Origin of the sequence: Kineococcus aurantiacus, assembly GCF_013409345.1 — a bacterium.
GTDB lineage: Bacteria > Actinomycetota > Actinomycetes > Actinomycetales > Kineococcaceae > Kineococcus > Kineococcus aurantiacus.
On record NZ_JACCBB010000001.1, the window covers coordinates 4509035 to 4530763 of the forward strand.

At 75.7% G+C, this 21729-nt stretch carries 23 protein-coding genes; 17 read left to right on the forward strand and 6 right to left on the reverse strand.

The window, feature by feature from the left end:
- Positions 1 to 38: 38 nt before the first annotated feature.
- The 10 genes from BJ968_RS21500 to BJ968_RS21545 all read left to right on the forward strand — a co-directional run bounded on the left by BJ968_RS21500 (position 39) and on the right by BJ968_RS21545 (position 8954).
- Positions 39 to 560 (forward strand): flavin reductase family protein, encoded by a 522-nt coding sequence (locus BJ968_RS21500; RefSeq protein WP_179755329.1) that lies wholly within the window; start codon positions 39 to 41, stop codon positions 558 to 560.
- Between the two features lie 95 nt (positions 561 to 655).
- Positions 656 to 1498 (forward strand): carbon-nitrogen hydrolase family protein, encoded by an 843-nt coding sequence (locus BJ968_RS21505; protein ID WP_179755331.1) that lies wholly within the window; start codon positions 656 to 658, stop codon positions 1496 to 1498.
- A gap of 43 nt (positions 1499 to 1541) precedes the next feature.
- Positions 1542 to 2372, forward strand: a complete 831-nt coding sequence (locus tag BJ968_RS21510) for an amidohydrolase family protein (RefSeq protein ID WP_179755333.1) — start codon at positions 1542 to 1544, stop codon at positions 2370 to 2372.
- Positions 2373 to 2394: 22 nt separating this feature from the next.
- Positions 2395 to 2949: an MSMEG_0572/Sll0783 family nitrogen starvation response protein gene (locus tag BJ968_RS21515; protein ID WP_179755335.1), complete on the forward strand. Its 555-nt coding sequence runs from the start codon at positions 2395 to 2397 to the stop codon at positions 2947 to 2949.
- Complete coding sequence (locus BJ968_RS21520; protein ID WP_179755337.1) at positions 2949 to 4028, forward strand: MSMEG_0568 family radical SAM protein; 1080 nt, start codon at positions 2949 to 2951, stop codon at positions 4026 to 4028. The genes BJ968_RS21515 and BJ968_RS21520 overlap by 1 nt, the downstream gene beginning before the upstream one ends.
- Positions 4029 to 4075: 47 nt before the next feature.
- On the forward strand, positions 4076 to 5470 hold the full coding sequence (locus BJ968_RS21525; RefSeq protein WP_179755339.1) for an MSMEG_0567/sll0787 family protein: 1395 nt from the start codon (positions 4076 to 4078) through the stop codon (positions 5468 to 5470).
- Positions 5467 to 6345, forward strand: coding sequence for a carbon-nitrogen hydrolase family protein (locus BJ968_RS21530; protein ID WP_179755341.1), 879 nt, complete (start codon positions 5467 to 5469; stop codon positions 6343 to 6345). The genes BJ968_RS21525 and BJ968_RS21530 overlap by 4 nt, the downstream gene beginning before the upstream one ends.
- The gene (locus BJ968_RS21535) at positions 6338 to 6631 is read left to right on the forward strand and encodes an MSMEG_0570 family nitrogen starvation response protein (protein ID WP_179755343.1); all 294 of its coding nucleotides are present in this window, start codon (positions 6338 to 6340) and stop codon (positions 6629 to 6631) included. Before BJ968_RS21530 ends, BJ968_RS21535 begins: the two co-directional genes overlap by 8 nt.
- Entirely contained in the window at positions 6631 to 7875 is a 1245-nt protein-coding gene (locus tag BJ968_RS21540; protein WP_179755345.1) for an MSMEG_0569 family flavin-dependent oxidoreductase, read from the forward strand. The genes BJ968_RS21535 and BJ968_RS21540 overlap by 1 nt, the downstream gene beginning before the upstream one ends.
- Positions 7872 to 8954 carry an MSMEG_0565 family glycosyltransferase gene (locus BJ968_RS21545; protein ID WP_179755347.1) on the forward strand — a complete coding sequence of 361 codons (1083 nt, stop codon included), beginning with the start codon at positions 7872 to 7874 and terminating at the stop codon, positions 8952 to 8954. Before BJ968_RS21540 ends, BJ968_RS21545 begins: the two co-directional genes overlap by 4 nt.
- A 52-nt stretch (positions 8955 to 9006) precedes the next feature.
- Here the strand turns inward: BJ968_RS21545 and BJ968_RS21550 are convergent, their stop codons facing one another.
- The gene (locus BJ968_RS21550; RefSeq protein ID WP_179755349.1) at positions 9007 to 9369 is read right to left on the reverse strand and encodes a hypothetical protein; all 363 of its coding nucleotides are present in this window, start codon (positions 9367 to 9369) and stop codon (positions 9007 to 9009) included.
- 317 nt (positions 9370 to 9686) lie between these two features.
- Here BJ968_RS21550 and BJ968_RS21555 point away from each other — a divergent pair, with 317 nt between their 5' ends.
- Positions 9687 to 10934, forward strand: coding sequence for an acetylesterase (locus tag BJ968_RS21555; RefSeq protein WP_179755351.1), 1248 nt, complete (start codon positions 9687 to 9689; stop codon positions 10932 to 10934).
- Positions 10935 to 10965: 31 nt separating this feature from the next.
- On the opposite strand, the gene BJ968_RS26015 is transcribed toward BJ968_RS21555, so the two are convergent.
- On the reverse strand, positions 10966 to 12108 hold the full coding sequence (locus BJ968_RS26015; protein ID WP_179755353.1) for a D-alanyl-D-alanine carboxypeptidase family protein: 1143 nt from the start codon (positions 12106 to 12108) through the stop codon (positions 10966 to 10968).
- Positions 12109 to 12418: 310 nt separating this feature from the next.
- On the opposite strand from BJ968_RS26015, the gene BJ968_RS21565 reads away from it, so the two are divergent.
- Positions 12419 to 12646, forward strand: a complete 228-nt coding sequence (locus tag BJ968_RS21565; protein ID WP_179755355.1) for a hypothetical protein — start codon at positions 12419 to 12421, stop codon at positions 12644 to 12646.
- Between the two features lie 48 nt (positions 12647 to 12694).
- Here BJ968_RS21565 and BJ968_RS21570 read toward each other — a convergent pair whose 3' ends face one another.
- A complete protein-coding gene (locus BJ968_RS21570) occupies positions 12695 to 13729 on the reverse strand; it encodes a glycosyl hydrolase (protein WP_179755357.1) in 1035 nt (344 codons plus the stop codon).
- 182 nt (positions 13730 to 13911) lie between these two features.
- Between BJ968_RS21570 and BJ968_RS21575 the strand changes: the two genes are divergently transcribed.
- From BJ968_RS21575 to ilvD, 3 genes are all read left to right on the forward strand, one after another.
- Positions 13912 to 14721, forward strand: coding sequence for a hypothetical protein (locus BJ968_RS21575; protein ID WP_179755359.1), 810 nt, complete (start codon positions 13912 to 13914; stop codon positions 14719 to 14721).
- Positions 14718 to 15779: a ThiF family adenylyltransferase gene (locus BJ968_RS21580; protein WP_179755361.1), complete on the forward strand. Its 1062-nt coding sequence runs from the start codon at positions 14718 to 14720 to the stop codon at positions 15777 to 15779. The genes BJ968_RS21575 and BJ968_RS21580 overlap by 4 nt, the downstream gene beginning before the upstream one ends.
- Before the next feature lie 227 nt (positions 15780 to 16006).
- Entirely contained in the window at positions 16007 to 17866 is a 1860-nt protein-coding gene (gene ilvD / locus BJ968_RS21585) for a dihydroxy-acid dehydratase (protein ID WP_179755363.1), read from the forward strand.
- Between the two features lie 43 nt (positions 17867 to 17909).
- On the opposite strand, the gene BJ968_RS27025 is transcribed toward ilvD, so the two are convergent.
- Positions 17910 to 18413, reverse strand: a complete 504-nt coding sequence (locus BJ968_RS27025; RefSeq protein ID WP_179755365.1) for a Rieske 2Fe-2S domain-containing protein — start codon at positions 18411 to 18413, stop codon at positions 17910 to 17912.
- A gap of 91 nt (positions 18414 to 18504) precedes the next feature.
- Here BJ968_RS27025 and BJ968_RS21595 point away from each other — a divergent pair, with 91 nt between their 5' ends.
- Positions 18505 to 19128, forward strand: coding sequence for a hypothetical protein (locus BJ968_RS21595; protein WP_179755367.1), 624 nt, complete (start codon positions 18505 to 18507; stop codon positions 19126 to 19128).
- On the opposite strand, the gene BJ968_RS21600 is transcribed toward BJ968_RS21595, so the two are convergent.
- Together BJ968_RS21600 and BJ968_RS21605 are read right to left on the reverse strand one after the other, a co-directional pair.
- On the reverse strand, positions 19088 to 19876 hold the full coding sequence (locus BJ968_RS21600) for an alpha/beta hydrolase family protein (RefSeq protein WP_179755369.1): 789 nt from the start codon (positions 19874 to 19876) through the stop codon (positions 19088 to 19090). The genes BJ968_RS21595 and BJ968_RS21600 overlap by 41 nt on opposite strands.
- Positions 19877 to 19902: 26 nt before the next feature.
- Positions 19903 to 21099, reverse strand: coding sequence for a GNAT family N-acetyltransferase (locus BJ968_RS21605; RefSeq protein WP_179755371.1), 1197 nt, complete (start codon positions 21097 to 21099; stop codon positions 19903 to 19905).
- 189 nt (positions 21100 to 21288) lie between these two features.
- Here BJ968_RS21605 and BJ968_RS21610 point away from each other — a divergent pair, with 189 nt between their 5' ends.
- Entirely contained in the window at positions 21289 to 21726 is a 438-nt protein-coding gene (locus BJ968_RS21610) for a VOC family protein (protein ID WP_179755373.1), read from the forward strand.
- Positions 21727 to 21729: the final 3 nt, after the last annotated feature.

The following is a 21729-nucleotide window of genomic DNA, read 5'->3' on the forward strand; positions in this document are numbered from 1 at the left end:
GTGCAATCGAAGTCATCCCCTCCCCGAGGACGGTCCCCTTGCCAGAGCTCACCGACTACGACGACGACCCGCGGGCGCTGTTCGCCACGTTCGCGCTCTTCCCCTCCGGCGTCGCCGCCCTGTCGGCCGTCGTGGAGGGGGAGCCGGTGGTCCTCGTCGCCTCCTCCTTCCAGGTCGGCATCTCCGCCGCGCCCCCGCTGGTCCTGGTCGCCGTGCAGCACACCTCCAGCAGCTGGCCGAAGCTGGCGGCCGCCGCCGCGGCCGGCGGCCGGATCGGCGTCTCGGTGCTGGGCGAGGCCCACGACGTCGCCGCCCGGCAGATGGCCTCCCGGGCCGGTGACCGCTTCGCGGGCATCGGCACCACGACCACGCCGTCGGGTGCCCTGTTCGTCGACGGTGCGCCCGCCTGGCTGGAGTGCAGCCTGCACTCGCAGTTCCCCGCGGGGGACCACGACGTGGTCCTGCTGCAGGTGCACGCCCTGGGCACCGAGCCGCACCTGGAGCCGCTGGTCTGGCACGGTTCGGGGTTCCGCGCGCTGCGACCGCGCGTGGACGCCTGAGGGGTCCCGGACCGCCGGCGGGGAGCGGCCCGGGGCGCGGGCCCGCCCGCCGCGCCTCGCCTCGGCCCGACCACCCGCGCCACTACGCTCGCGCCATGCCCCGACCCGTCCGCGTGGCCGCCGTGGCCGCCCACTTCGGTCGTGACCTCGACCGCGGGCTGGCCAAGGTCCTGGGCATCGTGGCGGAGGCGCGGGCCTCGGGGACCGACCTGCTGGTCCTGCCGCACGCGGCCCTCGGGGGGTACCTGGCCGACCTGGCCGACCCCGCGGCGCACGGGCTGCCCCCGGCCCTGGACGCCGCCGACGCCGTGTTCGAGCAGGTCCGCCGCGCGTGCGGCCCGGTGACGGTGTGCCTGGGTTTCACCGAGTCCGTCGACGTCCACGGCACGACCGTGCACCACCCGGCCGCGGTGTGCCTGCACGGTGACGGGGTCCTGGGGCGCCACCGCAAGGTCCACCTCCCGCCGGGGGAGGCGGCCGTCTACGCCGCCGGTGACGCGCTGGCCGCGTTCGACACCCCCGTCGGCCGGCTGGGCATGCTCATCGACTTCGACAAGACGTTCCCCGAGGCCGCGCGCACGCTCGCCGTGCAGGGCGCGCACACGATCGCGTGCCTGTCCGCCTGGCCGGCCAGCGTCACCGACCGCTCCTCCCGGCTCCCGCAGGACCGGCAGTCCCGGTTGTTCGACCTGTACGACTGCGCGCGCGCCGCCGAGAACCAGGTGGTGTGGGTGTCCTCGAACCAGACGGGGATGCACGGTTCGCTGCGCTTCCTCGGCCAGGCCAAGGTCGTCAACCCCGGCGGTGACGTGCTGGCGCGCACGGGGTCCAAGGGGGGTCTGGCCGCGGTGGAGGTCGACGTGGAGACCGAGGTCGCCCGCGCCCGGCGCACGCTGCACCACCTGGCCGAGCGCCATCGTGAGGTCTACGAAACGTAGAAGTCTTCCCGGTGTAACCACCACGAAACAGTTAGGGCATGAAATGTTTTTCGTGCCCCTCACCTTCGACGCACACCGCCACCTCGGCCGGCTGCCGGCGTACCCCTTCTACGGGGGCCCGCCGGTCAACCCCGACACGAGCGCCCGCGACCAGATCGCGGACCTGGTCGACGACCTCGACCGGGAGGGCACCGAACGGGCCCTGCTGCTGCCCAACTACGGCGTCCCGGTCGCCGCCGCCAGCTTCGCCCTCAACGAGCTCGTGCTCGAGACGGCGTCGAAGGACGACCGGTTCGTCTGCGGCCTGTGGACCTCCCCGCGGGCCGAGGACGCCGAGCTCACCGACGCCGCCCTGGCCCTGGCCGGGGAACGCAGCGTCGTCGCCCTCAAGACGAGCTTCCTGCTCGGGGGCGGCGTCGACGACCCGACGTCCCAGCCGCAGATCGAGAGGATCTTCGCCACGGCCCGGGAGCGGGACCTCGTCGTCCACGTCCACACCTCACCCGGGGCGGCCTCGGACATCGACGAGATCGGCAAGCTCGTCGACCGCTACGGCGACGACGTGCGCATCCACCTCGTCCACCTCGGCGGGGGGATGAGCGCCCACATCAAGCTCATCGGCGGCCGGTTCTTCGACTGGATCGAGGCCGGCAAGAAGGTCTACACCGACACCAGCTGGGCGATCGGTTTCGCGCCCCGCTGGCTGGCGAGCGAGATCGAGCGGCGCGGGACCGGCGCCGACCGCGTCCTGTTCGCCTCCGACGAACCGTGGGGCGACCACGCGGGCGAGCTCGCCCGCCTGCGGGCCGCCTCGCAGAACCCCGAACTCGTCCGCATGTTCCTGCAGGACAACTACACCGCCCTCTACGGCTGACCCGACGCGACAGGAGCCCACGATGACCACGACCACCGCCACCCCCGCCACCACGACCGAGATCGACGAGCTCATCAAGGCGAACATCGCCAAGTCCCTCGCCGAGGTCCCGCACCCGGTCAAGGAGAAGGGGGAGGACCTGTACGGCAAGACGAAGGTCTTCCCCGACTACCAGGCCGAGGACGGGGAGAGCTACTTCACCCTCGTGCACGGCATCGCCCACGAGTCGTCGGTGAGCTTCGTCGCGATCCTGCAGGCCACCCGCGCGCTGCGGAAGGGGTACGACTCCGCGATCTACTTCTACGGCCCCGGGTCCATGAACTGCATCGCGACCCGCGGGTTCCCCACCGTGGGCGACTCCGGGTTCCCCGGTGAGCAGAACGTCAACGGCGCGCTGGAGACGTTCATCGCCGAGGGCGGCACCGTCTACTGCTGCCGCTTCGGCCTCGCCCTGCACGGCAACCGCGAGGAGGACCTCATCGCCGGGGTCATCCCGTGCCACCCGCTCGACGTGCAGGACGCCCTCATCCACTACGCCCGCAAGGGCGCCATCATCAACTCGACCTACAACCTCTGATGACCTGCGAGGACACCGTCGGGACCCGGGTGGACGTCGCGATCCGCGGCGTCCGCCTGGCGGCCCCCGTCCGCCGCACGGGTGGTGCGGGGCCCAGCGACGACGGCCACGTCGTCCTCGACGGTTTCGCCTCGGCGATCCCGCTGCGCCCCGACAGCCCGTACCTCGTGCGCGACGGCCGACTCCTGCTCGAGAGGACCGGGGCGGTCACCGACCTCGGGGTCGCGGTCGAACCCGTCGCGCGGCCGCGGTTCTACGACCTGCGGACCGCCGACGGCGTCCCCTACGAGCAGATCGCCAAGCTGCACGGCCGGGACGTCCTGGCCACCACCGTGGTCCAGACCTGCTCGCGCTACGCCCCGGAGAACCGCTGCCGGTTCTGCGCCGTCGAGGAGTCCCTCGCCGCGGGGGCGACCATCGCGGTCAAGACCCCCGCGATGCTCGCCGAGGTCGCCCGCGCCGCCGTCGACCTCGACGGCGTCCGGCACGTCGTCATGACGACGGGCACCTCGACGGCCCCCGACCGCGGCGCCCGGCACCTGGCCCGCTGCACCCGGGCCATCCAGGAGGCCGTGCCCGGCCTGCCCGTGCAGGTGCAGTGCGAACCGCCCGCGGACCCGGCCACCCTCACCGAGCTGAAGGAGGCCGGAGCCGCCTCCATCGGCATCCACGTCGAGTCCCTCGACGACGCGGTCCGGCGCCGCTGGATGCCGGGCAAGTCCACGGTGCCGCTGGCGGAGTACTGGGCCGCGTGGACCGAGGCCGTGCGGGTCTTCGGCCGCAACCAGGTCTCGACGTACCTGCTGGTCGGGCTGGGGGAGGACCCCGACGAGCTCGTCGAGGGCGCCGCACGCCTCGTCGACCTCGGCGTCTACCCGTTCGTCGTGCCGTTCCGGCCGCTGGCCGGGACCCTCGCGGTGGACGTCGACGGCGCCCACGGTCCCGACCCCGCTGTCCTGGAGGACGTCACCCGCCGGGTCGCGCAGGTCCTGCGGGCCGGCGGGATGCGCGGGGCGGACCAGATGGCCGGCTGCGCCGCCTGCGGGGCCTGCTCGGTCCTGCAGAACCTCAGCGCCTGAACCCCGCACGCGAACCCCGCACCCGAACCCCGGAGGGGACGACCACGATGCCGCTCGACCTGCCGGTCCTGGCCGGCCTGCCGCGCCAGCGGACCGCCTTCCACGTCGAGGTCGCCGACGCCGCCGCCGAACGCGCCCACCGCCGGCTGCGCCGGGACGTCTTCGTGGCCGAGCAGCAGCTCTTCGCCGCCGACGACCACGACGACGCCGACGACGACCCGCGCCGCCGGGTCCTGGTGGCCCGCACCGCCGACGGGACGGTCGTCGGGGGTGTCCGGCTGGCCCCCTGCACGGCCGAGGACGTCGGCTGGTGGCGCGGCAGCCGGCTCGTGGTCACCCCGCGGGCCCGCACGCTGGGCGGGGTCGGCAGCGCCCTGGTCCGGGCCGCCTGCGCGCACGCCGAGGAACTGGGCGCCCTGCGCTTCGAGGCCACCGTGCAGACCCGGGGCGCGGTGCTGTTCCGCCGCCTCGGCTGGGAGCACGTGCGCGACGTCGTCGTCCAGGGCGTCCCGCACGCCCTCGTCCGCTACCCGATGGACCGTCCCCGCCGGCTGGCCGAGGCGACCAAGGCCGCGCTGGCGGGTGTCCTCGACGGTCTCGTCCAGACCCCCGCGGGTTTCCTCGGTGACGACGGGACCCCCGTGCCCGGCACGGACGTGGTCGCCGCCTGCGACGCGGTCCTGCCCTCCCTCGTCGACCGCGACCCCGAGTGGGCGGGCTGGTGCGCGGTCCTCGTGAACGTCAACGACCTCGCCGCGATGGGGGCGGCCCCCGTCGGGCTGCTGGACGCGCTGGCCGCCCCCACCGCCGACCACGCCCGCCGGGTCGTGGCCGGGCTGCGCGCCGCGAGCCGGGCCTGGGGCGTCCCCGTGCTCGGCGGCCACACGCAGTTCGGGGTGCCCGCCGCGCTGTCCGTGACGGCCCTGGGCCGCACGGCCGACCCGGTCCCCGCCGGCGGGGGACGGCCCGGGCACGCCCTGTCCCTGACCGTCGACCTCGGCGGGTCCTGGCGGCCGGGCTACACGGGCTCGCAGTGGGACTCCAGCTCCCGACGGTCCCCCGGGGACCTGCGGCAGATGGGTTCCTCCGTCGCCCGCACCCGCCCCGCCGCCGCGAAGGACGTCAGCATGGCGGGGCTGCTCGGCACCGTCGGGATGCTGGCCGAGGCCAGCGGCGTCGGCGCCGAGATCGACGTCACCTCCGTCCCGCGCCCGCCCGGCACCACCGTCGGCGACTGGTTCACCTGCTTCCCCGGTTTCGGGGTGGTGACCGCCGACCTCCCCGGCCGCGCCCCGGCACCCGCCGGACCGGCCACCACCGCGACCGTCGGCCGCCTGCACGCCGCCGCCTCCCCGGACGACCGGGGGGTGGCGCTGCGCTGGCCCGACGGTGAGGTGACCCGGGTGATCCCGGGTCCCGTCACAGGAATGGGAACCGCATGACCAGACTGGCCGCCGCCGCCGAGAACTTCGGCCGCGACCTCGACACCGCCTACGCCACCATCGAACGGCTCCTCGCCGAGTCCCGGGGAGCGCAGCTGCTGGCCCTGCCCGAGGCCTGCCTCGGCGGGTACCTGTCCTCCCTGGGCTCCAGCGAGGACCGCGGGACCACCGGTTCCCGCCGCGCCCGTCCCGGGCCGCCGCCGCTGCGCCTGGACGGCCCCGAACTGCGCCGGGTCGCCGAACTGGCCGGGGACACCGTCGTCGTCCTCGGCCTCTGCGAGGACGGCGGCGACGACCTGGGCGGTGACCTCTACAACACCGCCGTCGTGCTGACCGGGGACGGGATCCTCGGCGTCCACCGCAAGGTCCACCAGCCGCTGGGCGAGAACCTCTCCTACGCGGCGGGTTCGGTGTTCGAGGCGTTCGACACCCCGGTCGGCCGCATCGGCCTGCAGATCTGCTACGACAAGGCGTTCCCCGAGGCGGCCCGCGCGGCCGCCCTCGACGGCGCCGAGATCGTCGTGAGCATCTCCGCCTGGCCCGGGTCCCGCACCGCCTCGTCCGCCGACCTCGCGCAGGACCGCTGGAAGAAGCGGTTCGACCTGTACGACCAGGCCCGCGCGCTGGAGAACCAGGTCGTCTGGGTCGCGGCGAACCAGGCGGGGACGTTCGGTTCGCTGCGCTTCGTCGGCAGCGCGAAGGTCGTCGGCCCCGGCGGGGAGGTCCTCGCCGGCACCGGCGTCGAGGCGGGCCTGGCCGTCGCCGACGTCGACGTGGCGGCCGAGCTGGCCGCGGCCCGCCGGTCGATGTTCAACCTCCGGGACCGCCGTCCCGACACCTACGACGCCCTGGTGCGGGAGCCCGCGCGTGCCTGAGATGACGTTCACCGTCCGCTGGCCCGACGACACCGTCCAGCGCTGCTACTCCCCCTCCCTGGTGGTGCACGACCACCTCACCGCGGGCCGCGACTACCCGGTCGAGGAGTTCACCACCCGCTGCCGCACGGCCCTGACCGAGGCCAGCGACCGGGTCCGCGCCCGGTACGGGATGGCCTGCACGTCGGCCCTGGCCCAGTTGTCCGACATCGAGCGGCGCGCGGCCGGGCAGACCGGCCGCGTCCAGGTGCTCGCCCTCGAACCCCCTCTGCCGCAGGAGACCTGATGACCGAGCACCACGACGTGCTGATCGTCGGCGCCGGCCAGGCCGGCCTCGCCCTCAGCCACCACCTGACCCGCCGCGGCGTCGACCACGTCCTGCTCGAACGCGCCACGGTCGCCCACGAGTGGCGCGACGGGCGCTGGGACGCCTTCACCCTCGTCACCCCCAACTTCCAGTGCCGGCTGCCCGGGTTCTCCTACGCCGAGGAGTTCGGCGGGACCGACCCCGACGGTTTCATGCCGCGCGAGGAGGTCCACCGCTTCCTGCGCGCCTACGCCGCCAGCTTCGACCCGCCCGTCCGCGAGGGCGTCGAGGTGCACCGCCTGTGGCGCGACGCCGACGTCTTCCGCCTGGAGACGACCGCGGGCGGTTTCAGCGCCGACCAGGTGGTCATCGCCACCGGCGGGTACCACCAGCCGGTCGTCCCCGCCTTCGCGGCCCGGATCCCCGGCACGGTGACGCAGCTGCACAGCTCGTCGTACCGCAGCCCCTCGGCCCTGCCCGACGGGGACGTCCTCGTCGTCGGTTCCGGCCAGTCCGGCGCGCAGATCGCCGAGGACCTGCACCTGGCCGGTCGCCGCGTGCACCTGGCCGTCGGCAGCGCCCCCCGCTGCGCCCGCCGGTACCGCGGCCGCGACTGCATCGCCTGGCTGGAGGAGATGGGCGTCTACGACGTCACCGCCGCCGAGGTCCCCGGCGGGGCCGCAGCGCAGGAGAAGACGAACCACTACATGACCGGCCGGGACGGCGGGCGGGACATCGACCTGCGCCGGTTCGCCCTCGAGGGCATGGGGCTGTTCGGCCGGCTCGACGACGTCCGCGACGGTGTCGCGCACTTCAGCCCCACCCTGCGCGAGGCCCTCGACCACGCCGACTCCGTCGCCGAGAGCATCAAGGACTCCATCGACCGGTACGTCGCGGCGCAGGGGATCGACGTCCCCACCGAACCCCGGTACACCCCCGTCTGGACCCCGCCGCAGCAGGAGGCGACGACGCTGGACCTGGCCGCGGTCTCCGCGGTCGTGTGGAGCGTCGGCTACCGCGCCGACCACCGCTGGGTCGACCTCGGGGTGTTCGACGGCCGCGGGCGCCCGCGCCAGACCCGCGGCGTCACCGGGACCGAGGGGTTGTTCTTCCTCGGCCTGCCCTGGATGCACACGTGGGGTTCGGGGCGGTTCGCCGGTCTGGCCCGGGACGCGGAGTTCCTGGCCGACCGGATCTGCCTGCGCTCCCCGGTCCGCGCGTGAGGGTCGCCCTCACGACGTACTCGACGAAACCCCGCGGCGGGGTCGTCCACACGCTCGCCCTCGCCGAGGCCCTCGTCGACCTCGGGGTGGACGTGTCGGTGTGGACGCTCGGCCGCGGCGGGGACCAGGCGTTCTTCCGGCCCGTCGACCCCCGCGTCGACGTGCGGGTCGTGGAGTTCGCGGCCCGCGAGGACGAGGACGTGGGCGCGCGCATCCTGCGCTCGATCGACGTGCTGCGCGCGGGCTTCGACCCGGCCCGCCGCGCCGGCGCCTACGACGTGGTCCACGCCCAGGACTGCATCAGCGCCAACGCCGTCGGCCGCTGCGTGCGCACCGTCCACCACCTCGACACCTTCACCACCCCCGAGCTGGCCGCCTGCCACGAGAAGGCGATCGTCGAACCGTTCGCCCACGTCTGCGTCTCGGCCTCGGTGGCCCGCGAACTCACCGACGGGTGGGGGCTGCACCCCACGGTCATCCCCAACGGGGTCGACGCCCAGCGGTTCGCCCGCGCCGACCCGGCCCCCTGGCGCGACCGCTTCGGCCGGTACGTCCTGGCCGTCGGCGGCATCGAACCCCGCAAGGGCAGCCTCGACCTGCTGCGGGCCGTCGCGCGGCTGCGGGCCGAGCTGCCCGACGTGGAACTGGTGTTCGCCGGCGGGGAGACCCTGTTCGACTACCGCGGCTACCGGCAGGAGTTCGACCGGCTCGCCGTCGACCTCGGCGTGCACCCGCGCGTGCTGGGACCCGTCGCCGACGACGACCTGCCCGGCCTGGTCGCCGGGGCGGCCGCGATGGGGTTCGTCTCCACCAAGGAGGGGTTCGGCCTGGCGGCCATGGAGGCGCTGGCGGCGGGCGTGCCGGTGGTGACGCGCGAACTGCCCGTGTTGCGCGAGGTGTTCGACGGCGCCGCCCTGTTCGCCGACGACCCCGCCTCGATCGCCGCCGCCCTGCGCACCGCCGTCGAGGTCCCCGACCCCGGGCGCACCCGCCGCGGCCGCGACCTGGCCGCCCGGCACACCTGGACCGCCGCGGCCCGGGCGCACCTGGCCCTCTACGAGGAGCTGCGCCGGAGGTGACCACCGGCCCGCCGTGCGCCTGGCCCGGTCCCCGCGGCCGGTGGCCTGGGCCTCAGCGCGCCCCCAGCAGGGGCGCCAGGGCCCGCGCCATGTCCCGCGCCCGAGGCAGGTCCTGCGCGTTCGCCGGCCGCCGGACGGCCAGGACGCCCTCGCGCGGGCTGGGGTCGGTCACGTCGAGCACGACGGCCCGCCCGTCCAGCAGCATGGCGTCCAGCAGCCGCTCGCCGTCCGCGGCCGCCGAGACGACCCGCGTGCGCAGCAGGTGACCCACGGCGGTCGTGCGCGCCATGCGCAGCAGCAGCGACTCGTCGTCCAGGTGGTTCAGCTCCGGACGACGCAGCAGGGTCCGGGCCAGCTCGCTGATCTCGGCCGCGGTGGCCGGCGGAGCGACAGCGGGTCGCGAGTGGTGCAGCACGGTGGGTTCCTCCGGAGCCGACGGTCACCAGCCCCCCGTGGGCTGACCGTTCCCCCCTTCCGTCGGCGCCCGGCTCCGGTGACCGGATCCGCCGTTCGGGCGGTTCGCGCGGGGGAGGCCACCACCGGAGGTCCCGGGCCGCGCGCGGCGGGCCCGGGGCACCGTCGCCGCCCCCGACCCGTGAGGCGTTGCACGGCAACGGCTCGCGTCGCGTCCGGGGGTCCTTGTGGCGCGCCGACCGCCGGGTTAGGGTCCGGGTGAGCGGTTGCCGACCGTGGGGGGCGACGAGGCCGAGGAGCGCCGACGGTGAGACCACGATGACCACCGCCGCGCCGGGACCCTCCGGCGATGACGGGCGCGTGCGCCGGGCGGTCCCGGACGACCCCGCCCCCACGCCGTCGGGGCAGCTGGGCGTCCCCGACGGCCTCCTCGACGTCGTGGCCCGTTCCTGGCCCCTGTTCGGGGCCGACGAGCCCGACGCCGCCACCGTCCGCCGCCGGCTGCGCGCCGTCATCGGCGTCCCCGTGCGACCCACCGCGGCCGAGGCCGCCGTCACCGTGCACGAGCGGTGGCGGCGCGACGGCCTGGACGGCGCGGAGGTCAGCTGGGACGCCGGGTTCGGGCCGAGGGTCGCCGGCCGGGTGCTGCGCCCAGCGGGGGAGACCACCCCGCTGCCGGGGGCGTTGTTCCTGCACTGCCACGGCGGGGTGAAGCGCTTCGGGCTCGACAAGCTCGCCGACGGCGCCGACGGCCGTCCCGCGCACCCCGTGGTCTCCTCCCTCCGCGACACCCTCTACGGCGGTCGGGCCCCCGCCGAGGAGCTCGCCCGCCGCGGTCACCACGTCCTCGTCCACGACGGGTTCGGCTGGGGCAGCAGGCGCACGCCCCTGGCCGCCCTGCCCCCGCGCAGCCGCGCCGCCGCCGCCCACGAGCTCGCCGACCGCACGGCCCGCGGCGAGCGCTTCGACGAGGCCGGTGAGTACGACGTCCACGCCGGGGCCGCCGAGGACGCCGTCGCCAAGGCGCTCGGCGTCCTGGGCACCTCCTGGGCCGGGGTGCTGGCCCGGGAGGACCTGCTGGCGCTGTCGGTGCTGACGGCCGACCCCGGCGTGCGTCCCGGCGGCGCGGCGCTGCTGGGCCTGTCCGGGGGCGGGGCCCGGGCCGCCGTCGCCGCCGCCCTGGCCCGCGACGAGGCCGCGCTGGCCGGCGCCGTGCGCGCCGTGGTGGTCGCCGCGATGGTCTCCACCTTGCGCGAGGTCCTCCCGCAGCACCTGCACGCCCACACCTGGGCGCTCATGACCCCCGGCCTGGGCACCGTGGCCGACTGGCCCCAGGTCGTCGCCGCCGCGGTCCCCACCCCGCTGCTGGTGCAGTTCGCCGCGCGCGACGCGCTGTTCCCCGCCGACGGGGTCCGCCGCGCCCACGACGTCCTCACCCGGGCCTACGCGGGCGCGCCGGGCGCCTACCGCGGGACCGTCCACGACGCCCCGCACCGCTTCGACCGGGTCATGCAGGACGAGGCCTTCGACTGGCTGGCCCGCACCCCCGCCGGGGACCACGCGTGACCCCGCCCGGCCGGCCCCCGCGCCGCCGGGGTCAGAGGGCGACGTACTCCCAGTGCCACGGCTCGAAGGGGCCGGGGGAACCCTGCGCCCACGCCGGGTTGACGAACCCGAACAGCGCCGCGTTGCGGTCCAGCCACTGGTGCTGGACCGAGCCCGCGTCCTGCACGCCGCCGCCGAGGTCCACCGCCAAGCCCAGCCCGTGCCGGGAGGTGCCCGGCACCGCGGCCAGCCCGGGTTTGCGGGACTTGACGTCGACCTGCTCGGCCAGGGACCGGTAGGCGTCGGTCACCGACAGCGGCGCGCCGAACTGCGCCTCGAACGCCTGCGACATCGCCGCGAAGGCGTGCGCGGCGTCGGCCCGCAGCACCTTGTCGGCGGTCCCGTACAGCGGGCACAGGGCGTCCAGCGGGAGCTGGCCGTTCGCGAAGCCCGTCAGGGGGCCGCCGGTGCAGCTGACGTCGGTGGCCAGCGACGCCCGGGCCCGTTCGACGACCGCGGGGTCGGGCGTCAGCGCGTCCAGCCCGGCCGCGCTGCGCTGCTGCGCGGCGTAGGCGAGCAGCTGCTGCTGGACCAGCGCCTCGGCCGAGGCCTTGGCCGTCGCGGCCGCCTCGGTGGTGGCGCGGGCCTGCTCCACGGCCGCGCTCGCGGCGGCCGCCGCGGCGGCCCGCGCCCGCTGCGCCCGCTCACCCTCCTCGACGGCGCGCTCGTACTCGCCGCCGACCCGGTCCAGGGTGGCCAGGGTCCGGCTCACGTCCTGCGACGTCCCGGGGTCCAGCAGCGTCGCCACGGTCGACAGGTCGCGCATCCCGGTCGTCCCGCGGTAGGCCTGGGAGGCCCACACGCCCAGCTCGCTGCGGCTGGCCGCCAGCGCGGCGTCGGCGCTGGCGAGGTCGGCGCGGGTGGACTCGGCCGCGGCGCGGGCGGCGTCCTCGGCGTCGACGGCCTGCTGGTAGGCCTCCAGCGCCGCCGCGGCCTGCGCGGCGAGGTCGCCCAGGCCCTGCGGGGACGTCCCGGCGGCCGGCCCGGGGGTGGGCCCGGCGGTGGGCGAGGCGGTCGCGGGGGCGGGGGCGACGGCCAGCGCCTGCGGCGCGGCGAGGGTCAGCAGGAGCGCGGCCAGACCCAGCGCGGTGGTCGTGGCCCGTCGGCGGGGCGTGGACGGCAGGAGCGGGTGCACGGGCTGCGTTGGTCCTTCGTCGGCGGTCGGGAGCCCGGGCAGGCTAGTTGACGGTGCGAGCACACCGGAAACCGAGGGCCCGTCGGTTGTGGACAAAACATGAACACTCCGTAACCAGGTGGCGCCCGAACGTCACGGGTCGGGGGAGGGCCGGCGCCGGACCCGTTGCCGCCCAACGCCACCGCCCTCCCCGCGCTCCGCGCCCGCCCGGCTGAGACCTTCGTCTCCTCCGGTCCGCGCGGGAACCGCGACCGCGCCCCGCACGTCGCACGGTCACCGCCGCGCCCGCCCGAGCACCCGTGGAGCCCCGATGACCCCCGACCGCACCGACGCCGTCGCCGCCACCCGGATCACCGGCGCCATCCCCCGCCTCACCGACGCCACCGTCAGCGCCCTCGCCGAGCACCTGCGCACCAGCGAGGCGGCCGTCGCGGTCGCCGTCCGCGCCCTCCTGGACGCGGACGTCATCGCCCAGGGGCCGCCCGCCGCCACCGGCGAGGCCACCTACGTGACCCTCGACACCCTGGCCCCCGCCTGACCCGCCGCCGGCCCGCCTCGGGGCGGGCCGGCCTCGGGACGGGCCGTCTCAGAACAGGGCCGCGTACGCCTGCGCCGACCGCGGCATGCGCGTGCTGCCGGGGGTCAGCGACCAGCGGCCCCCGTCCCGGTCCACGTTGAACTGCACCTCGTACAGGACCTGCCCCGCTCCCGACCCCCCGTGCTCGACGAAGAACCGGTGCATGTTCTCCACGAACACCGGTGAGTCGCCGTTCTCGGCGTTGCCGGACCACTCGCCCACCGACAGCGGCAGGCCCACCGACCGCGCGAAGTCCAGGTGCGCGCCCAACCCCACCGGCTCACCCCCGGAGGTGTCGTCCACCGAGGCGTCCCACCGCGCCTGCGTCGCCACGTACGGGAACTGGTTGTAGTAGTCGACCCCCAGGACGTCCACCACGTCCGACCCCGGGAAGTAGTCCGTCCACGGCCGCGACGAACCCACCGACTCCCGGTTCACCGACATCACCAGCTGCGCCGCAGGCAGGACCTCCCGCTGCAACCGGCGGTACCGCGCCCACGCGGCCTTGACCACCTCCGGGTCGGTGTCGCCGAACGACCAGTCGTACCAGTCCCCGTTCGCCTCGTGCGCGAACCGCACGAACAACCTGTTCGCGCTGGCGTCCCCGTCCCGGCGGCACCGTTCCTGCAGCGCGGACCACTTGTCGCGCAGCACCGTCAGCGACCGGCGCCACACCTCGTCGTGGCCCCCGGCCGCGGCCTGCGCCCACCCCCCGGTCGAGAACGCCCCCACCGCCACGTCCAGCGAACCGCACCACGCGCCCAGCTCGGCCCCGGCGTCCAGCTGCCGCATCGACACCGCCGCCCCGTCGTCGTCGGCCCACGTCGCGGTGATCTCGGCCGCCCCGCGCACCGTGCCTGAGCGCCCCGACAACCAGTGCGGCGACCGGTCCCCGGGGGTGCCGGCGCTCGCTGCCCCGGCGGGGGAGGCCGTCAGCAGGGGCAGGCCCGCGACGAGCGCGAGGGCGCCCGCGGCGAGCGCGCGGACGGTCCGCCGGTGGTGGCGGGCGGGCGTGGTCACGGGCGTGGTCACGGGCGTGCTCACGAGGTGGTCCTCCAGGGCGTGACGGCGGGGTGTCGGGGCACTTCCTACCGGCCCGGCGGCCGTCGGTGCGCGTGTCGCGCGACGCTCGGCGTTGCGCTCTACGCAACGTGTCCTTGAGTGTGCAACCAGTCATCGGAACGGGCCCGCGGACCCTGTCCCCGCCCCCGTCTACCGTGAGCGCCGTGAAGCTCGACCGGATCTGGCTCGACGTGGGCACCGCGGTGCTCGCCGCCGTCGTCGGGGCGGCCCTCGCCCTCGACCGCGCCGGCGTGTGGGTGCCCTCGGACCCCCTCGTCGTGACCCTGGTCGTCGTGACCGCGCTGCTCGCGATCGTCCCGGCCGTGCTGCAGGCGGTCTCCACCGCCCGGGGCCGGCGCGCGGCCGCCGCGCGCGAGCTGTGGGACGACCTCCTGTCGGGGGCGCTGTGGGCCGTCGTCGACGCCTCCGCGGCCGACCCCCGCGACCTCGCCCTGGCCGGGTACCGCCTCGACGCCTCCCGCCGCCGCCCGGCCCGGCTCTCCCGCGTGCACCGCGTGCGGGCCCGCCGCCGCCCCGCGGCCTCCGGCGTGCGCTGGGCCCCCGGCAAGGGCGTCATCGGCGAGTGCGTCGCCACCGGCACCGTCGTCGCGCGCGACGTCACCGCGCTGGACGCGGCCGGGGAGCGGCAGGGGCTGACCCCCGAGGAGTTCCGCCTCGTGCGCGGCAAGTACGCGGTCGTGGTGGCCGTGCCGCTGGTCGACGACGCGGGGGCCTCCTCGGCGGTCACGGGCTGCCTGGCCCTCGACGGTCCCCCCGGGTCGCTGGAGCAGCTGACGACCCCCGAGGTGCTCGGCGTCCTCGAGGCGACCTCCCGTGCGCTGCAACGGCTCACCGGTGGCGTCCCGGTCGCCGCGCCGCTGGGTGCCGCACCGGGCGCCGACCGGTTGCGGGCGGCCCTGGAACGGCAGGCCAGCCCCGCCGACCGGGTGGCGGCCGTGGGGGGTGCCCGGTGAGGCCGCTCGTCGAACCCGGCCCGGAGCTGACCGACGCCCAGCGCGAGCGGTACTCCCGGCACCTGCTGCTGCCCGAGGTCGGCGAGACCGGGCAGCGGCGGCTCCTGGCGTCCCGGGTCCTCGTCGTCGGCGCCGGCGGGCTCGGGTCCCCGGCCCTGCTCTACCTGGCCGCGGCCGGGGTCGGGACGATCGGCGTCGTGGACGACGACGTCGTGGAGACCTCCAACCTGCAGCGGCAGGTCCTGCACGGCAGCACCGACGTCGGGCGCGCCAAGGTCGACAGCGCCGCCGACGCCGTGGCCCGCCTCGACCCCGCCATCACCGTCGTGCGCCACCACGAGCGGCTCACGCGGGACTCCGCCCCCCGGGTCGTCGCGGGGTACGACCTCGTCCTCGACGGGTCCGACACCTTCGAGACGCGCTACCTCGTCAACGACGTCCTCGTCGCCGCCGGGACCCCCTGGGTGTGGGGGGCGGTCCTGCGCTTCGACGGGCACGTCAGCGTCTTCGACCCCGCCGGCCCGACGTACCGCGACCTGTTCCCGACGGCCCCGCCGCCGGGGTCGGTCCCCAGCTGCGGGGAGGCCGGCGTCCTCGGCGGCGTCTGCGCCGCCGTCGCCTCCGTCATGGTCACCGAGGCCGTGAAGCTCATCACGGGCGCGGGACGGCCCCTGCTGGGCCGGGTGCTGGTGCACGACGCCTTGGCCATGACGTGGCGGGAGCTGCCGCTGCGCCCCGACCCGCGCCGCACCGGCCCCGAGGACCTGCCGACCGTCACGGCCGCCGAGCTGCTGGCCGCGCCGGGGCCGGTCGTCGTCGACGTCCGCGAACCGGACGAGCGCGCGGCCGGGGCCGTCCCCGGCTCCGTGCACGTGCCGCTCGCGCAGGTGCTCGCCGACCCCTCGGGGCTGCCGCCCGGGCCGGTCGTCCTGCACTGCGCGCGGGGGTCGCGGTCGGCGCAGGCGCTGCGGGCGGTCCTGTCGACCGGCCGCACCGACGTCGTCCACCTCGAGGGCGGTTTCGCGGCCTGGCGGGCGGCGGGCGGCCCGGTCGGCTGAGGTCGCCACCGCACGGGGTTATCCTGAGCGCGCTCCCGGTGGACTCCGGAACGGACCCGGGGCAGCAGGCGCCCGCCGCACCTCCGGTGGCCGCCGACGGGACGTCGTCACCGCCCGCGCACCTGCGGGTCGGGGGAGGCGTCCGCTCGCGCGGGACGCTGTCCGCGGGCCCATCGGCCGCGGTGTCCCGTGCGAGACCCAACCCTCCCTGCAGACCTGGAGCAGTCGTGCCCGCGTTGCGTTCCCGAACCTCGACCCACGGCCGGAACATGGCCGGTGCCCGCGCGTTGTGGCGCGCCACCGGGATGACCGACGGCGACTTCGGGAAACCCATCGTCGCCATCGCGAACTCCTACACCCAGTTCGTGCCCGGGCACGTGCACCTGAAGGACATGGGCGACCTCGTCGCCGGTGCGATCGCCGAGGCCGGCGGGGTCTCCAAGGAGTTCAACACCATCGCCGTCGACGACGGCATCGCGATGGGGCACTCCGGGATGCTGTACTCCCTGCCCAGCCGCGAGCTGATCGCCGATTCCGTCGAGTACATGGTGAACGCCCACCAGGCCGACGCCCTGGTCTGCATCTCCAACTGCGACAAGATCACCCCGGGCATGCTCATGGCGGCGCTGCGGCTGAACATCCCCGTGGTCTTCGTCTCCGGCGGCCCGATGGAGGCCGGCAAGGCCGTCGTCGTGGACGGTGTCGCGCACGCCCCCACCGACCTCATCACGGCGATCGCGGCGTCGGCCTCCCCGCAGGTCACCGACGCCGGTCTGGACGCGGTGGAACGCTCCGCGTGCCCGACCTGCGGTTCCTGCTCGGGCATGTTCACCGCGAACTCGATGAACTGCCTCACCGAGGCGCTCGGGCTCTCGTTGCCCGGCAACGGCTCCACGCTGGCCACCCACGCCGCCCGCCGGGACCTGTTCCTGCGCGCCGGGTCCCTCGTCGTCGAGCTCGCCAAGCAGTACTACGACGGTGACGACGAGTCGGTGCTGCCGCGCAGCATCGCGAACAAGGCCGCGTTCTCCAACGCCATGGCCCTCGACGTCGCGATGGGCGGGTCGACGAACACCGTCCTGCACATCCTCGCCGCCGCGCAGGAGGCCGAGCTCGACTTTACCCTCGACGACATCGACGCCGTCAGCCGCCGCGTCCCGTGCCTGTCGAAGGTCGCGCCGAACTCCGACTACCACATGGAGGACGTGCACCGGGCTGGCGGCATCCCGGCCATCCTGGGGGAGTTGTGGCGCGCCGGGCTGCTCGACGAGTCGGTCCGCACCATCCACAGCCCCGACCTGGCGTCCTGGTTGCAGGAGTGGGACGTGCGCGCCGAGAACCCCGGCGCGGCGGCCGTGGAGCTGTTCCACGCCGCGCCCGGCGGGGTCCGCACCACGCAGGCGTTCTCCACGACCAACCGCTGGAACTCCCTCGACGTGGACGCCGAGGGCGGCTGCGTGCGCGACCTCGCGCACGCCTACACCGCCGACGGCGGCCTGGCCGTCCTGGAGGGCAACCTCGCCCCCGAGGGCGCCATCATCAAGACGGCGGGCATCGACCCGTCGCTGTTCCACTTCGAGGGCACCGCGATCGTCTTCGAGTCCCAGGAGGACGCCGTCACGGGGATCCTGTCCGGGGCGGTCCAGCCCGGGCACGTGGTGGTCATCCGCTACGAGGGGCCCGCCGGTGGTCCCGGGATGCAGGAGATGCTGCACCCGACGTCGTTCATCAAGGGCCGCGGCCTGGGCAAGGTCTGCGCCCTGGTGACCGACGGCCGGTTCTCCGGCGGTTCCAGCGGCATCTCCATCGGTCACGTCTCCCCCGAGGCGTGGGCCGGTGGCCTCATCGGCCTCGTGGAGGACGGCGACCACGTGGAGATCGACGTGGAGACCCGGGGCCTGCACCTGCGCGTCGACGAGGCGGTGCTGGCCGAGCGCCGCGCCAAGATGGAGTCCTCCGAGCGCCCGTGGGAGCCGCGGGACCGCGACCGCCCGCTGACGGGGGCGCTGCGCGCCTACGCGGCCATGGCGACGTCGGCGTCGACGGGTGCGGTCCGCAGGGTTCCCCCGCGGTCCCACACCCGCTGACGCCTCGCTGACGTCCCGGTGACGGCGGGCTGAGCGCCGGTGCTCAGGTGGCGGCGACGACGGAGTCGCCGTCCACCCGCACCGGGACCGGGTTCAGCGGGTCGGTCGCCGGGCCCTGCAGGACCTCGCCGGTCAGCAGCGCGAAGCGCGAGCCGTGGCAGGGGCAGTCGAGTTCGTCGTCCTGCACGGCGACCGCGCAGCCCTGGTGCGTGCACAGGCCGCTGAAGGCGGCGACCTGACCGGCCTCGGGCTGGACGACCACGACGGCGGCCCCGGCGGCGTCCTGGACGACGACGCCGGAGCCGACGGGGACGTCGGACAGCTTCGCCAGCGCGCCCGCACCGGCGCCGGTGCTGCTGCCGCTGCTGGTACCGCCGCCGCTGCTGGACGCGGTCGGGGCGGTGCCGGGGGTGGTCGCGGTGTCGTCGCCGCCGCAGGCGGCCAGCACGGCGCCCGCCCCGAGCGTGCCGCCGCCGGCGGCCAGGGCGCGCCGGCGGCTCAGGACCGCGCGGGCGAGGGGGTGGGCGGTCTCGGGCCTGTGCTCCACGGGTGCTCCTGGGGTCGGCGGGACGGTCCTCTCACCGCTCCACGGTGCCCGGGCCCGTCCGGTTCACCCCGCCCGCGGCTACCGTCGAGGAGTGGAGGACCTGGTGCGCCGGCTGGCCCACGTCCGCTGGCTCGGCGGCGGGTCCGGGGCGGGCAAGTCGGCAGTCGCGCGGGAACTGGCGCGACGGTTCGGGGTGGCCGTCTACGCCACGGACGACGTCCTGGCGGACCACGCGGCGCGCTCGGGTGCGCGGGAGGCGCCGTTGCTGCACGCGTTCCTGGCCCAGTCGCCCGACGAGCGCTGGGTCCTGCGGTCGCCGCAGGAGATGCTGGCGACCTTCCCCTGGTTCGCGGGGGAGGCGTTCGGGCTGGTCGTGGAGGACCTGCTGGCGTCGCCGGGTGACCGGGTGGTGGTCGTGGAGGGGTTCCGGTTGCTGCCGGGTCTGGTCCGGCCGCTGCTGGCGGACCCGGACCACGCCGTCTGGTTGCTGCCCGTCCCGGCCTTCCGCCGCCGGGTGTTCCGCGAGCGCGGTCCGGGGTTCACGGCCCGGACGAGCGACCCCGACCGGGCGACGGCGAACCTGCTCGTGCGGGACGCGGCGTTCACGGACCGGTTGCGGACCGAGGTGGGCGACCGGGGGATCGCGGTGGACGGCCGGGAGGACCTCGCGGCCCTCACCGACCGGGTGGCGCGGCGCTTCGCTCCGGTGCGCTGAGGTACTGGTCGGCCCAGGCGCTGATGATGCGCGCCGCGCGCCGCGCCTGACCGCGGGCGGTCAGGAGGTGGTCCGAGCCCTCGAGGGAGATGAAGCTGCGGGGGTGGGGGGCGGCCTTGAAGATGGCGCTGGCGTTGTCGATGCTCACCGTGGAGTCGGTGGGGGAGTGCATGACGAGCAGCGGCACGCTGAGGCGGTGCACGAGGCTCTTGACGTCGGCGGTGCGGACGTCCTCGATGAAGGCGCGCTTGAGGGTGAGCGCCCGGCCGCCGACGAGCCACTGGGCGTGGCCGTCGGCCAGGACGCGGTCGACGAGGGCGTCGTAGTGGTGCTCGACGTGGCGGGGTTCGGAGGGGGCGCCGACGCTGACGACGGCCTGCAGGCCCGGCACGCGCCCGGCGGCGGCCAGGACGGCGGCGCCGCCGAAGGAGTGCCCCACCAGGAGGGCGACGGGTGTGCCGCGCTCGGCCATGAAGGCGGCGGCCAGGACGGTGTCGTCGACCTTGTGCGTGAAGGACCCGTCGCCCCAGTCCCCCTCGGACTGCCCGAGGCCGAGGTTGTCGAAGCGCAGCATCCCGATGCCCTCGTCGGCCAGACCCTTGCAGATGCGGGCCGCGGCGGGGGAGTCCTTGCCGAGGGTGAACCCGTGGGCGAAGATCCCCCAGCCGCGGACCGGTCCGGCGGGGACGTCGAGGAGCCCGGCCAGGCGGTGGCCGGTCGAACTGGGGAAGGACACCTGCTCGGCCATGCCTGGAGGCTAGTGGGTGTCGGTCCTCAGGTGCCGCTGGTGCCGGTGGGGCGCGGTCGGGGGCTGTTGGCGCGCGCGACGGCCACGGCGTGCCGGTACTGGTTGACGGCCGCCAGCTGGGAGAAGGCGAGGAAGCGCAGGCCCGAGGTCCGGCTGCCGGTGGCGTAGGCGAAGTCGTCGACGACGTGCATCGTCTCGCTCCAGCGCATCTTGGCGACGTTGGGGCCGGGGGAGAAGTTGACGAAGCGGTCGCCGCGGGCGATGGCCGACTGGACGAGCTCGGCCTGCAGCAGGGTGACGGCGGAGAACTCCCAGTAGTCCGGGTTCAGGCCCGAGGAGTGGACGTAGCTGGTGCCGGCGGAGTGCAGGGCGAGCTGGACGGCGACGACGTCGCCGTCGACGACGAGCTCGACGAGGCTGGCCTCCTTGGCCTGGGCCAGCTTGGGGACCAGGCGCACGAGCATGTCGCGGCGGGTCGTGTCGGCGTAGACGTCGGGGTGGCTGGAGGTGGTGCCGTCGAAGCCGGCGCGGGCGGCGTGCAGGGTGAAGAAGCGCTGCACGGCGGTCTCGTCGACCTCGGTGCCCTCCAGGGTGCGCACGTGCCAGTCGCGGCCGCTCTTGGTGAGGCGGTTCCGGCTGCGGCGCAGGCTCTCCTTGAGGTTGCGCTTGAGGCCGCCCTTCATCTCCTCCCAGGTGCCGGACAGGGGCAGCACGACGCAGGCGCGGGAGGCGCGGTGGCTGTAGTGGGGCGCCTCGGCGGTGGTGTCCTCGACCCAGCCGGGCTCGAACCAGGCCTGCTCGCGGGCGATGGGGAGCTCGGACCAGTCGGCGCCGGCGTCGCGGGTCCAGCGGACGACCGCGTGGTGGACGCCGCGCGCGTGCTGGGCGGTGGTGAGGACCTGCGGCAGTTCCAGCGCGGTCGCGGTCCCGTAGCCGACGGGCACGATGCGGCGGCCGACGGGCAGGCGGCGGGGCCCGACGGTCTGCTCGTAGAGGGCGGCGACGCCGGCGAGGGCGCCGTCGGCGTCACGGACCTGCAGCAGGTGGCGGTGGGCGGGGTCCGGGACGTACGACCGGTACCACTCGAGGACCCAGTCGGAGCTGCAGAAGGGGTTGCTGACCCCGTTCTGGCGGCCGTGGAGCCCGTCCCACTCGCTGCGCTGCGCTGCGCTGAGGCCTGTGGCCTCGACGCGCTCGACCACGTACCCGGCTGTCGCCGACATGCTCTATCCCCCCGGATGGATCAGTGACCACTCGAGGCTACGCCCTCGGGAGCCGTGGGCGTCGACCTGGGGCCCGATCGGAGCAGGGCACCGGCGTGTCGCAGCTCCGTCACCGCCCTTTCACGGCCCGTCACCGCCGTCGGTGCCGGCTCACGGGTCCCTGTCGGAGGTGGCGGGCACGCTGGGGGCATGAGCCGACAGGTCCAGGTGACGTTCGACTGCGCCGACCCGGCGCGGGTGGCCGCGTTCTGGGCGGAGGTGCTGGGCTGCGTCGTGCAGCCCCCGCCGCCGCCGTTCACGTCCTGGGAGGAGGCGCTGGCGGCCTGGGGCGTCCCGCCGGAGCAGCGGGACGCCGCCTCGGCGGTCGTGGACCCCGACGGGGTCGGCCCGCGGGTCTTCTTCCAGCGCGTGCCGGAGGGGAAGGCGGGGAAGAACCGCGTGCACCTGGACGTGCGGGCGGCGCCGGGCCTGGAGGGGGAGGCCCGGATGGCGGCGCTGGCGGCGGAGGCCGACCGGCTGGTGACCCTCGGGGCGGCGGTGCTGGCCCGGTACGAGCCGGCACCGCCGCTGGAGGCCGGGCACCTGGTGCTGGCCGACCCCGAGGGCAACGAGTTCTGCCTGGACTAGCGC